This window comes from Mucilaginibacter sp., assembly GCF_965200995.1.
GTDB lineage: Bacteria > Bacteroidota > Bacteroidia > Sphingobacteriales > Sphingobacteriaceae > Mucilaginibacter.
In genome coordinates, this window is sequence record NZ_OZ241743.1 from 3,380,889 (window position 1) to 3,393,807 (window position 12,919).

The window sequence follows — 12,919 nt, forward strand, 5'->3', positions numbered from 1 at the left end:
TAGTTTTTGGTTATAATGCGGTAAGCCGGAATGGCTGATGTTGTAATCGTCGCCGTAAATCAGTTTAAACGGTAGCCGGAAAGCGAAGCAGGCTACGAAACCAGTTGATGCTCGTAGCTGTTCACAATGCTTTCTATCTGGTTCAGCTGCTCCGGGCTTAACTGCTTCAGGTTTTCCTGGCTCAGTATGGTGTTGTTGATCTGGATGTAGCTGTTCTGCTTGTTTACAACCGTGCCGGCGGGCTGTTTAGTAATGGCGCCCGTCATTTCAAAATAAAGCCTGGCGGCTTTCATGTCGCCATCACTGGCAAACTTAAATACGCTGGCCAGTATCCTGTTCGACATAAATTTAAACTGCTCCGCCTCTGCGGCAAACTCCGGGTGCGCTTTGTATTCCTTAAAGTGTTTGGTAATGGTTTGCCGGCTAAGGTTTGTTTGTTCGGCTATGGCGCTTTTAGTGGGCATTACCCCATACAGGCGCATGTGTTTTGAAATAGCGCTGCCGATTGCCTGGTGGTTAACCTCCCACATGTTGTGCTTTGTGCCGGCAGGCAGAATGCCATCTATCTTTTCTAAAAAGCGATCCCTTTCTTCGTCCTTTAATCCCGCCAGGGTTTTGGTGATGGCTACGCCCAGTTGCTCGCGTTCGAGCTTGTTAAAGTCTTCAATATCCCATAAGGTTAATTTTTCGAGGGCAAGAGCCTGGTTGATCTTTGCTTGTAAAGCGGTTGTTTTCATGTTCATGTCAATATGGTTTTTTAATAGCTAATGATAGCAAAAATTATTGACAAATGCTAATATTTTTAGTAAACAAATAAGTTGTAAGAAGTGTAAACCCTGCTTTTTTTTAAGTTATTGAATGTCAGATATTTAAATGATTATTTTTCTGAATTGTGTAAACTTTGGGTTTACACTTTTGGGTTGGGTTTGGCGGGTAATAAAGGCGTTAACCACCCATAACTGGAAGGCAAAGATCGGGTTATACCTCATTTGTTTTAACAGGGCGCCAAACGGAAAACAGCAAGCTTACCATACCGTTCAAGCGCTGAAAAGCAGAGGGAGAACTTAAAGGCATAACTCAAAACCATGTTCAGCAGGTGTGTGCCTTTAAGTTTTTTCATTAAAAAGCCCCGGTGTTATGCACACCGGGGCTTTTTAATGAAATTTTGGTATACCGGAATCAGAAGCTGCCCCTAATATTGTTACCCAGTGTTTTGGTGCTCCAATAACCGCTGTCTAAAATACGGCGGATGGTCATCAACGGATCGGTGGCATCCCGCTTCTCAGCCAACTGGAAAGCTGCTTTAAAGCTGCGTTTATGTAACTCCGGTAAGCCTTGCTGGTTCCATAAGCCAAACGGATAGGCAAAGTATTCAATCTTCTTACCGGTTATCTCTTCCAGCTTTTTAGTGGGTTTATCAATTTGTATCTCCCAGTCCTTGCCCGCAAATTTCTTAAAGTTATGATGATCCCAGGTATGGCTGGCTATCACATTACCTTCGTCAGACAGTTGTTTGATCTGCTCCTTACTCATATAATGAGGCCGGCCTATAGATACCGTCATTACAAAATATACCCCCTTAAAACCGTACTTTTTTAATTCAGGGTTGGCAACAGTGAACTGGTCCAGGTCGGTATCATCAAACGTAAGCATGATTGGCTTGCTGGGTAATGCTGAACCGTAAACCAGGTAATTATACAACTGCTCGGGCAAAATGGTATGGTAACCGCTGTCGGCCAGCATTTTAATATGGTCTTTAAAGGCGGCAATCTGCACAATATAATCTTTGGCGCCTTTTGAATCCTTTGGCCGCCAGTCGCGTATCTGGTGCCAGCAAACAATGGGCACCTGTTTGCGGGCCATCATTTCTTCGTTGGAAGCTTTTTTACCGCCTGTTTTTTGTACGGGAGAATCGCCTTGTGCAGCAGCAGCTTTAGTATGATCAGCTGCGGTGGTGTCAGCAGCGTTGTTATTGGTGGCTGAAGAATTACAGGCCATCAAGCCGATGGCAGCAACGGCGAGGACAGATAAGATTTTAGACATAGCTATAAAACAATTACCTGCGAAAGTAACATAATTCAAATCAACGCAAATGTAAATCTGAAATTTTAATGGCCAAATTACACTGCTGCATCACAGCAAAAAGCCTTTCACAATTCAAGTGAAAGGCTTTTATTATAACAAGATAATCTTGAGTTAATTAAAACAGCGTTTGTGCGCCACCGGTCCTTAAGATACCTAAATGCCGGTAAGCATTATCAGTAGCCTCCCGGCCGCGTGAGGTACGCATTAAAAAGCCTTCCTGTATCAGGAACGGTTCATATACTTCTTCAATGGTACCTTCATCTTCCCCAACAGCGGTTGCTATGGTTTTAACCCCCACCGGGCCACCCTTAAATTTTTCGATGATGGTGAGCAGTATCTTGTTATCCATCTCATCCAGTCCGTGCTCATCTACATTCAGGGCATCAAGCGCGTACTGGGCAATGCCGGTATCAATATTTCCGTCGCCTTTTATCTGCGCGAAATCGCGCGTGCGGCGTAACAACGCATTGGCAATACGCGGAGTGCCACGGCTGCGGCGGGCAATCTCATAAGCGCCTTCGTCGGTTATCGGTGTGTTTAATATCGAGGATGAGCGCAGCACAATGGTGGTAAGCAGCTTGGCATCATAATATTCCAGCCGGGAGTTGATACCAAAACGTGCCCTTAACGGTGCCGTAAGCAAGCCGGAGCGGGTGGTAGCACCCACCAGTGTAAAAGGATTTAATGATAATTGTACCGAGCGTGCGTTAGGACCGCTTTCCAGCATAATATCAATCTTAAAATCTTCCATTGCCGAATACAGGTATTCTTCTACCAACGGGCTGAGGCGATGAATTTCATCAATAAACAAAATATCGCCGGGTTCCAGGTTGGTCAGCAAGCCGGCCAGATCGCCGGGCTTGTCCAGCACCGGGCCGGAAGTGATTTTGATACCCACGCCCATTTCATTGGCAATAATGTGCGAGAGGGTGGTTTTGCCTAATCCCGGCGGGCCGTGCAGCAGCACATGGTCAAGCGCCTCGCCACGCTGGCGGGCAGCCTGCACAAACACTTTCAGGTTGGCCAGTATCTTATGCTGACCCGTAAAATCCTCAAACGCCTGTGGCCGCAATACTTTTTCAATATCACGCTCCGTGTTGGTAAGGCGCTCTTTCTCGGGGTCTAAATTCTCGTTCATTTACCAACAAATTTAGCAAAAAATTCAGAAAGTCGGAAGGTGAAAAGTTGATAGTTTGTAAAACGCAGTATACCTGATTTAGTGTAATTTAACAATAATTCGGCATTCCTTTACTCTCCTTCGGGATACTTGCGGAACATACTGTTAAACTTCATCTGCAGCACCCCGAATACGGCCTCCTTGAAAATCCCTTTGGTCATCTTTGAGGCGCCTTCGGTACGGTCGGTAAATATGATGGGTACTTCGATAAGCTTAAAACCATGCTTAATGGCCGTATATTTCATTTCTATCTGAAAAGCATAGCCTACAAACTTTATCTTATCAAGGTTAACCGTTTGCAGTACCCGGCGCTTGTAACACATAAAACCGGCAGTAAAATCTCTTACATCTTCACCGGTAATCAGCCTTACATACACAGAGGCATAGTAACTCATGATAACCCGGCCCATCGGCCAGTTCACTACATTTACGCCGGTAATGTAGCGCGAGCCCACAGCTACATCGGCGCCATCCGCACAAGCCTGCCGCATACGCAGCAAATCATTGGGGTTGTGTGAAAAATCCGCATCCATCTCATAAATATAATCGTACTGGTGGCGGATGCTCCACTTGAAACCATGAATGTAAGCCGTTCCTAACCCTAATTTGCCGCTGCGCTCTTCTATAAACAAGCGTCCGTTATACTCAGTCTGTAGGGATTTCACTATGCTGGCGGTGCCATCAGGCGAGCCATCATCAACAATTAAAATATGAAAATCATGCGGCAGGGTAAGCACTGAACGAATCATACGCTCAATGTTTTCCTTTTCGTTATAGGTAGGGATGATTACTATGCTATCGGGCACGCCTTTTAACAGGTATAATGTGTTGAAAAGACAAAAGTAAAACTTTATTATACAATAGGATTGTCCGGATGTATTTCCTGCGTTTTATCAGTTTGAATAGGTAGCCCATCACCAATATGCTCATCAACCAGGTAGCTTTTCTCTTTTATGTAAGGGCTTACTAAAATAAATAATACAACAAAGAACATACAGATACATACAAATAACCAAAAGTACCGCGCACCGCTAAAATAAGAAAATGCCCCCCGGTTTGAAATATTTACATTAACCAGGGTGGTGAAAAATGTACCGATGGAATAAGTAAAATACCATAAGGCAGTCATGGTACTCTTCATGGAAGGAGGGGACTGCGTATAGGCATACTCCAAACCTGTGATAGAAACCAGCACTTCGCCGGCAGACAAGAAAACGAAGGCAAGGATCTGCCAGTAAATTGAAGGCTGATGTCCGGCCTGTAACTGGGTTTCTATCAGTGCAATAACCACAAAACTTAAGCCGGTTATAAATAAACCCGTGCCGATCTTACCTTTGGGAGTAACCCTGATACCCATTTTTTGCACAAGCGGATAAATGCCATAATTAAATATAGGGATCATCATCAACAAAAAGATAGCATTCATTACCTGTACCTGCGAGGGCAAAATATGCCAGCCCCATAAGCCCATACTCAGGTTAAGCTTATTTGCCTGTAAAGCCCATTCTGCACTGTTCATATCCCACATTCCCCAAAAAATTGGAATGAAAGCAAATACTGCCATTACATTCCATACGGCTTTCACAGCTTCTACCTTGGCAGCGCCATATTTGGTTTCGGCCATTTGCCATGCAGTGGTGGTTTTACCGGTTTTAGAAAAATAAGATTTTAATACATAAAAGTTGATGAAAGCGAAGTTGTCTTTCTTCACGCCGTTTGCCGGCACCTTTACATACATTTTATTACCCGAAAAGAAAATGATGGTAGCTAAAGCCATTAATATTCCCGGAACCCCGAATGCTACTGCTGCACCATACTTCTCATAAAAAATTGGTATTAAGTAAATACTGAAAGTAGACCCGGCATTGATACTGAAATAAAACCAGCCGTAAATACTGCTCATGAGGTGCTGATTTTTATGATCGAACTGATCACCAACGTTGGCTGATACGCATGATTTTATTCCTCCGGCAGCTATGGCGATAATTAAAAGTCCGATCTCAAAGCCTGTAAGGGATTTATCAAACATGGAAAGCACAAAGTGCCCGATGGTATAAATAATAGACCCTGCAAGTATAACACGGTACTTTCCAAAAAACCAGTCGGCCAGAATGGCGCCCAGTAGCGGGGTAAAGTATACCAGTGTCGAAAAGGCGTGATTAATAGCATTCGACTTGGCCTCGGCCACCGCGGTAAGACCGGGAATATGGTTGGGGTTGAAAAACTGATTTACTAAAAATATGGCAAGTATGCTGCGCATGCCGTAAAAGCTAAAGCGTTCCGCAAACTCATTTCCAATAATAAAGGGTACGCCCCTTGGAATTTTAATGCCTGATTTTGCGGGAGCAACACTTGTTTCTTGTACCATATAGAATATAAAATTTTTCGAAAATAGAATAAATACTGTGAACGAAGGTGATAGTAGTAACGTAATTTACATTAATGATTGCGCTTTGATGCCGCAACTGCAGCCCGGTCGCGGGCGGCCTGCTTTTTAGGGTCTTCCATCTCAATATCAGTTGCTGCGCCTATATTGCGCATATCCAGGTTGCTGGCAAAGTTCCATTTGCCGCCGCTCAAACGGTAGCCGTCATAGGTAAGGTCTGGCCCGTACATTTCCATTCGGCCTTTCATTTTGTTGTCGGGCGGAGCAATGTGATCAAAAACAATCAGGTTTTGCTCAGGCACGTACCGCAACAACATGGAGGCTTGCCGCGAATATTCAAATACTATCCGGTCGCGGGTTTTGCTGTTGCCCTCAAAAACCGGCTTTCCCCAAACCGGCTTGCCCTGCTCAAAGGAAAGTACTTCGATTACTTTTTTGGTAGATTTAATGTTATTTCCCTTCCATCCCAGCAGCACATAATAAGGGTGTGCTGTATATACCGGTATAATCTTATAATACTCGGCACCATACCATTTACGGCCGTTGGTTACGGAGTCTTCAGCGTTTTTTAATAGGGGCGAATAATCTTCAAGCGGGTGTAAAAGCAGCGGGCCTTCGGCATTTATCTGTACGGCCCCGTAAAAGCGGTAACTGCCATCCTGGTTCATCACCGGCCAGCTAAAGATGCGAAACTTACGATCAGGCGAATTGAGAATGCTGATGGTTTTTAATGAATCGAACCCAAAATCATAAGAGTGAGGCAGTTTGAGCGCAGTAACCAGCATTTTAATAAAAGCGTAGTTGGCGCTTTTGCGCTCTACATCATTTTCATTATTTACGATGTCATGCCCTAAGCGCGAAAGGCTGTCCTGATATTTTTTTAAAGATTTTACAGTGCTGCTTTCGCTGGTGTGCTGTGCTGAGGCAACGGTGCCGCAGCACAGGCTAAATATCAATCCCCAAACCGCCTTTTTAATCATGCATTAAATTTAAGTCAAATTTTCGATAATCAAAGCGCTGGCTCCGCCGCCGCCATTGCAAATTCCGGCTACACCATAGCGGCCTTTGTTATGCCTGAGTACATTAAGCAGCGTAACTACAATGCGTGCGCCCGATGCGCCAAGCGGATGCCCCAATGCAACAGCGCCACCATTTACGTTTACCTTATCTACGTTTAGATTGAGGGCCTTATTGTTTGCCAATGCTACCACTGAAAAAGCCTCATTGATTTCATAATAGTCGATTTGTTCGGGTGTAAGGCCGGCTTTGCTGATGGCCAAGGGTATAGCTTTGGCAGGCGCAGTCGTAAACAATTCCGGCGCTTGCTGCGCATCTGCGTAAGCTATAACGCGGGCTAACGGCTTCAGGGAAAGTTCTTCGGCCTTATCGCGGCTCATTAGTATCAATGCTGCCGCACCGTCGTTCAGGCTGGAGGCGTTTGCAGCAGTGATGGTACCTTCTTTATGAAATACCGGTTTGAGGCCGGGTATCTTGTCGAACTTCACTAAGTCAACCTCTTCATCGGTGTCAATAATACTGATGTTTCCTTTTTTATCAATTACTTCTACCGGTGTAATCTCGTTTTTTAACCAGCCTTCCTGCCTGGCTTTCTGAGCACGCTGATATGACTGCACCGCATAAGCATCCTGTTCTTCCCGGCTTATATTGCAGGTTGTGGCGCAAAGCTCGCCTGCACTGCCCATGTGATAATCATTATATACATCCCATAAGCCGTCTTTAACTAAACCATCGGTAAGCTGGGCGTTACCTAAGCGGTAACCGGTACGGGCCTTGTCAAGGTAGTAAGGTACATTGCTCATGCTTTCCATCCCCCCTGCAATAATAACATCTGCATGGCCCAATGCAATGCTTTGTGCTGCCAACATAATGGCCTTTGTGCCCGAGGCGCAAACCTTGTTAATCGTGGTTGCCGGCAGATCAGGCAGACCAGCATAACGGGCTGCCTGTGTGGCCGGTGCCTGGCCCAGTCCGGCCGATAACACATTGCCCATATACACCTCCTGGATTATATCAGGGCTGATGGCCGCCTGCGCTACCGCCGCTTTAATAGCGGCGGCGCCTAACCGGGTGGCCGTAAAAGAGGATAATGAACCGCCAAAACTACCGATAGGCGTACGGGTAGCTGCAACAATAACTACTTCTTTCATAAATGAAGATACTTAAAACTGTTGGCGCAAGATAATTAATTTTATTATGCACGCATAGTAAAGCATTATTAAGCGGGCTTGCTTTTTTTGCGTGTATTTTTTTTGCGTTCAAGCAGGGCCTGTTGCAGCAAGTATTCGATCTGGCCGTTAATGCTCCTGAACTCATCACTGGCCCAACACTCAATTTCTTTTAGCATTTCGGGATTAATGCGTAATACAAAAGATTTTTTTTCAGCCATAAGCTTAAGAGGCGGCTGCCGCCCGCTGATTAATTCTGTTGATTAAGTGCGCACCTGTAATTAGTAGTACGGGCAGGTGTAGCACAGTCATTTGCAACTGATCAATGTTAAACCGCACATAGCGCGATGAAAAGGCGTGCTGCGTAGTTTCTGCCAGTACCTGTCCTGTTACATCAGCCCAATGATAATTGCCTTTCCAGATCGAGGTACGTTTAAAGGTAACTTCAAAGCCATCGTTCAGCACGAGCCGGAAATTCGATTTTAAACCTTCACGGCTAATTTCACCTATGGGCTGGTTTTGTATATTATTAATTACCTGGGCATCCGACCAGATACTTTTGCGGATAATTTTCCAATGCTCATCAGCCGTTTCAATAATGGCAGTACGCATCATTGTGCCATCATAGCTTAATTTTCCATAGCTGAATTGCCCTTCTGTAAAATCATACCAGGGCTTCCAGAAGCCGTGGCGTTGCATCCACAACTGGTTGGTTCTTACCTGCGTAAAGCTTCTGAACTGATTCATGAATTAGTGATAAAGGGTGCCGGTATTTACTACAGGCGATACACTGCGCTCGCCACACAATACCACCAGCAGGTTGCTTACCATGGCAGCCTTACGTTCTTCATCCAGTTCCACAATGTTTTTTTCAGATAAGCGCTCCAATGCCATTTCTACCATTCCTACCGCACCTTCTACAATTAACCGGCGGGCAGCAATAATAGCTGATGCCTGCTGGCGCTGCAGCATGGCTGTTGCAATTTCGGGCGCATAAGCCAGGTGGGAAATACGGGCTTCCAACACGTCTATACCGGCACGTGCCAGTCGCTCGTTCAGTTCCTGTTCCAGCATCTGGCTTACCTGGTCGGCGCCGCCGCGCAAAGTAATGGTAGCGGTTTCGTCCTCAAAATTGTCGTAAGGAAACATATTAGCCAGGTGGCGCACTGCGGCCTCACTTTGTATATTTACATACTGCACATAATTTTCAACTGCAAAACTGGCCTTAGCCGTATCTTTTACCTGCCACACAATTACAGCTGCAATTTCAATGGGGTTACCTATCTTATCGTTTACCTTAAGCTGCTGTCCGTTCAGGTTATTGGCGCGAAGCGAAATCTTGGTTTTTGTAGTGAAAGGGTTCACCCAAAAGAAACCATCCTGCTTTACGGTGCCGGTATATTTACCAAACAAGGTAAGCACCTTAGACTCGTTAGGGTTAACGATGATGAGGCCGGGCAGTACAAAAATCAGGTCGAAAATACCAGTAATTACAGCAATAACCACATAGCCGGTTACACCGGCGAAAATAGCTCCGCCCAATAAAGCAAAAAAGATAAGCAAACACAAATAGCCGGATGAAGGGTGAATTAGTTTCTCGTTTTCCATGACAAGTTTGATTTTAAATTGATATCATAAAGATATCAAACTTATTTTCAGAAAAGCAAGTGAACATTCACTTTACCGTTTTTATTTTACTTTTGATAGGTTATACACAACTATGGCAACATTCAGCGTTTCGCGGCAAAAGGCAGTGTTCAGAAAATATGCGCATCATATTAAGTTTTTGATGCTGCTGGCCAGTATTGCGCTTATTGTAATTACGCTGCCTAAACAAGCCAAGTTCGGTTATGAATATGAGAAGGGCCGCATCTGGAGTCAGCGCGATTTAGCAGCGCCTTACAACTTTTCCATCCAGAAATCGCCCATGCAATTGCTTACCGACCGTGATGCCGCCCTGAAAAGCATTATGCCGGTTTACCAGTACAATAGTTATACGGAGCCGCAGCAGTTGGAAGGATACAAAAACGATTTCGAGATCAAATGGCGCAATGCAGCCCTGCCAGACAAGTTACGGCAGCTATACTATACTACCGGCTACCATTTACTTAAGGAAATATATGATAGGGGCTTGCTTTCACTAAATGTAAAATATCAGCATAAAGGCGAAAACTATGACATCACTGTACTTAATCACAATGTGGCGGTGCAAAAAAATACGGCTGACCTATATACACGCAGCACCGCTTTATTATATGCCAACCAGCAGTTGGCTGCCTATAAAGGTTTAGATAAGGCGTTTGTACTCGATCTGCTCCAAAACCGGCTGCAAAGCAATCTTAACTATGATGACAAACTTACCCAAAAGCTGGAAACAGAAGCGCTGAACAGCCAGTCGACCACCAGCGGTATGGTACAGAAGGGAGAGGTTATTGTAGCTAAGGGTATGGTGGTAAGTAACGAAATCTACCAAAAGCTGGAATCATACCGAAAAGCGTTTGAGGACAATGCCCGTGTTAATGGCGACCGCCGCTTGGTATTAGCCGGGCAGAGTTTACTGGTAACTATGGTTCTTAGCTTACTGCTAATTTTTTTGTATTTATTCCGCCGGGATATTTATGAAGATAACCGGTTGGTAGGGCTGATACTACTCGTTATAACCGCTATGCTGGCTACGTTATCATGGGCTTTGAAGGTGCAGGTAGTCAATTTATATTATATACCTTACTGTATTGTTCCCATTATCATCCGCATTTTGTTTGATACGCGTCTGGCGCTGAACATTCACCTGCTGGTCATTATGATGGCCGGATTTTTTGTGCCCAACAGCTTTGAGTTTGCTTTTTATGAGATTACCGCAGGTATGGTATCTATCTACAGCATCAAAAAACTGCTCAAGCGCGGTACCTTTTTGTCCTCAGCTCTGTTGATTACCCTGAATTACCTGCTCGCATTTATCGGTATCTCCTTTATGCGGGTGGGTAACCTGGCTGCAATTGACTGGATAGATTTTCTGCCCTTTGCGGTAAGCGTTTTACTTACCCTGCTGGCTTATCCGCTCATTTACGCCTTTGAGAAAGTATTTGGCATTACTTCCGATTTAACATTGATTGAACTGACCAATACCAATGCAACTCTGCTGCGCCAGATGGCTTTTAAAGCGCCCGGCACCTTCCAGCATTCATTACAGGTGGCTAACCTGGCCGAAAATGCGATTTACAGTATTGGCGGAAATGCTTTATTAGTGAGGGCAGGGGCCTTGTATCATGATATTGGCAAAATGGAGAACCCCTTGTATTTTATAGAAAATCAAACTTCAGGGTTCAATCCGCACGACCAGCTACCTTACGAAGAGAGTGCGCAGATTATCATCCGGCATGTGAGCAATGGGGTAGAAATGGCGCACAACAATGCCCTGCCCGAAGTGATTATTGATTTTATACGCACGCATCATGGCAATACGAGGGTGGATTATTTTTATCAGTCTTTTTTGAAAAACTTTCCGGAGAAGTTTATTGATGAAAACATTTTCAGGTACCCGGGGCCAATACCGTTCTCAAAAGAAACGGGGGTGCTGATGCTGGCAGATTCTGTAGAGGCGGCCTCACGTTCACTTAAAAGCCCGGATGCACAATCCATCAACGATTTGGTTGACCGCATTGTGGCCTATAAACTTAACCAGCAGCAATTAAATAACAGCGATATCACCCTAAAAGATTTGCAGGTGATTAAGGATATTTTTAAGCGGATGCTGATGAGCATCTACCACGTGCGGATTGATTATTAAAGGCACATAAGGTAGTACCTTACAAATCTGAATATTTTTTTTGACAGGCTCACCGAATTGCTATATTTGCAAACCCAAACGGGAAAACGCCTTGCAAGGAGGCTAAAACGGTGAGGTGCCTGAGAGGCCGAAAGGATCAGTTTGCTAAACTGACGTACGGGAAACTGTACCGAGGGTTCGAATCCCTCCCTCACCGCTTCGGGTAACGCAAGGTTAACTGAATAATGAAAAACTTAAAATTGTGCTTGCACCGGTAAGAAATTTAATTACCTTTGAACCACGTTTTCGGGATGTAGCGTAGCCCGGTATCGCGCCACATTTGGGATGTGGAGGCCGCAGGTTCGAATCCTGCCATCCCGACTAAATCGATACCAATCGAAGTCAAAAACCCGCAAATCACATTGATTTGCGGGTTTTTTGTTTTAATTCATACCAAGAAACCCCAATCAATATCAAAGAAGATGTGAGCAATTGCATGAGTAAATTAAGTGTTTTAAATCTACTCATGAATAAACGACTTAAAATATTTGATTTTCAATAGCTTATATCGTTTATTTTGATTGCTTTTGATGTATTTTGTGCATTGGTTTTGTGAGTAAAATTCATTACCTGCAACAAAGATTATCAAGTAAAATTAAAATAAACTGATGTGAGGAGCAGTAACACATTTGATATTCAGTTTGTAATCAGGCTGTCCAAACAAAAAAAGACAGATCCAGCAACCGTGTTTGCACGTATTTCGGTAAATGGCAGACGTTGCGAGATCTCGCTAAACAAGAAAGTTAACCCATTAAATTGGGACGAGATAAAAGGAAAAGCACGGGGCGCCAAAGAAGAGGCACGCAAGCTCAATGAGCATATTGAACGGGTGCAAGCGGCGTCTGGCGGTGAACAGCCAGGGCTTGCCTTTAGCTATAGCCGTTACGGCAGCCAACGTGCATGACAGTGAAGGCGGCTATGAACTGCTTTAGCAGATAGACAAAGCTTCACCTGAAAGCATGAAGGTGCTTTACGCAGACGGGGCTTGCCGCGGCAGCTTTGCAGCTACGGTAGAACAGGTGTACCACCGGCAGATAAATATCTCCCCAAAGCCCGAACCAGCACAGGGCTTCGTGCCGCAAAAAGGCAGGTGGCAGGTGGAACGCTCCTTCGGGTGGCTGAACTTCTACCGCAGGTTAAGCAAAGATGATGAGAAAACAGCTGCCGCTGCTGTCTCTTTTATGCAACTCGCCTTCATCAGTGTCATTATCGCAAGAATATGCTAAATCAAATTTAAACATGCTCTTATGCTCACGAAC

Annotated in this window: 12 protein-coding genes, 2 tRNA genes and 1 pseudogene; 5 read left to right on the forward strand and 10 right to left on the reverse strand. The window is 44.7% G+C overall.

The annotated features are described in order from the left end of the window. Positions 1-92: 92 nt before the first annotated feature. The 10 genes from ACY652_RS15750 to ACY652_RS15795 all read right to left on the reverse strand — a co-directional run bounded on the left by ACY652_RS15750 (position 93) and on the right by ACY652_RS15795 (position 9,442). Positions 93-743 carry a hypothetical protein gene (locus tag ACY652_RS15750; protein ID WP_462265341.1) on the reverse strand — a complete coding sequence of 217 codons (651 nt, stop codon included), beginning with the start codon at positions 741-743 and terminating at the stop codon, positions 93-95. A gap of 436 nt (positions 744-1,179) precedes the next feature. Beyond that, entirely contained in the window at positions 1,180-2,043 is an 864-nt protein-coding gene (locus ACY652_RS15755) for a polysaccharide deacetylase family protein (RefSeq protein ID WP_462265342.1), read from the reverse strand. 157 nt (positions 2,044-2,200) lie between these two features. Beyond that, positions 2,201-3,223, reverse strand: coding sequence for a Holliday junction branch migration DNA helicase RuvB (gene ruvB / locus ACY652_RS15760; protein ID WP_462265343.1), 1,023 nt, complete (start codon positions 3,221-3,223; stop codon positions 2,201-2,203). A gap of 110 nt (positions 3,224-3,333) precedes the next feature. Then, positions 3,334-4,068 carry a polyprenol monophosphomannose synthase gene (locus ACY652_RS15765; RefSeq protein WP_462265344.1) on the reverse strand — a complete coding sequence of 245 codons (735 nt, stop codon included), beginning with the start codon at positions 4,066-4,068 and terminating at the stop codon, positions 3,334-3,336. A gap of 47 nt (positions 4,069-4,115) precedes the next feature. Next, complete coding sequence (locus tag ACY652_RS15770; RefSeq protein WP_462265345.1) at positions 4,116-5,630, reverse strand: POT-type proton-dependent oligopeptide transporter; 1,515 nt, start codon at positions 5,628-5,630, stop codon at positions 4,116-4,118. A 71-nt stretch (positions 5,631-5,701) separates the two neighbouring features. Next, positions 5,702-6,628, reverse strand: a complete 927-nt coding sequence (locus ACY652_RS15775; RefSeq protein WP_462265346.1) for a hypothetical protein — start codon at positions 6,626-6,628, stop codon at positions 5,702-5,704. Between the two features lie 9 nt (positions 6,629-6,637). Then, complete coding sequence (locus ACY652_RS15780) at positions 6,638-7,816, reverse strand: acetyl-CoA C-acyltransferase (RefSeq protein ID WP_462265347.1); 1,179 nt, start codon at positions 7,814-7,816, stop codon at positions 6,638-6,640. Between the two features lie 68 nt (positions 7,817-7,884). Further along, the gene (locus ACY652_RS15785; RefSeq protein ID WP_462265348.1) at positions 7,885-8,055 is read right to left on the reverse strand and encodes a type II toxin-antitoxin system antitoxin; all 171 of its coding nucleotides are present in this window, start codon (positions 8,053-8,055) and stop codon (positions 7,885-7,887) included. Between the two features lie 4 nt (positions 8,056-8,059). Further along, complete coding sequence (locus ACY652_RS15790; RefSeq protein WP_462265349.1) at positions 8,060-8,581, reverse strand: hypothetical protein; 522 nt, start codon at positions 8,579-8,581, stop codon at positions 8,060-8,062. A 3-nt stretch (positions 8,582-8,584) separates the two neighbouring features. Continuing rightward, entirely contained in the window at positions 8,585-9,442 is an 858-nt protein-coding gene (locus tag ACY652_RS15795) for an SPFH domain-containing protein (RefSeq protein WP_462265350.1), read from the reverse strand. 112 nt (positions 9,443-9,554) lie between these two features. Here ACY652_RS15795 and ACY652_RS15800 point away from each other — a divergent pair, with 112 nt between their 5' ends. The 5 genes and pseudogenes from ACY652_RS15800 (at position 9,555) to ACY652_RS15820 (ending at position 12,886) form a co-directional block, all read left to right on the forward strand. Continuing rightward, a complete protein-coding gene (locus tag ACY652_RS15800) occupies positions 9,555-11,621 on the forward strand; it encodes an HD family phosphohydrolase (RefSeq protein ID WP_462265351.1) in 2,067 nt (688 codons plus the stop codon). A gap of 109 nt (positions 11,622-11,730) precedes the next feature. Continuing rightward, a tRNA-Ser gene (locus ACY652_RS15805) sits at positions 11,731-11,817 on the forward strand. Positions 11,818-11,907: 90 nt separating this feature from the next. After that, a tRNA-Pro gene (locus ACY652_RS15810) sits at positions 11,908-11,981 on the forward strand. Positions 11,982-12,345: 364 nt separating this feature from the next. Further along, positions 12,346-12,429: pseudogene (locus tag ACY652_RS15815) on the forward strand (hypothetical protein); the annotation flags it as partial. 190 nt (positions 12,430-12,619) lie between these two features. Continuing rightward, entirely contained in the window at positions 12,620-12,886 is a 267-nt protein-coding gene (locus ACY652_RS15820; protein ID WP_462265352.1) for a transposase, read from the forward strand. Positions 12,887-12,919: the final 33 nt, after the last annotated feature.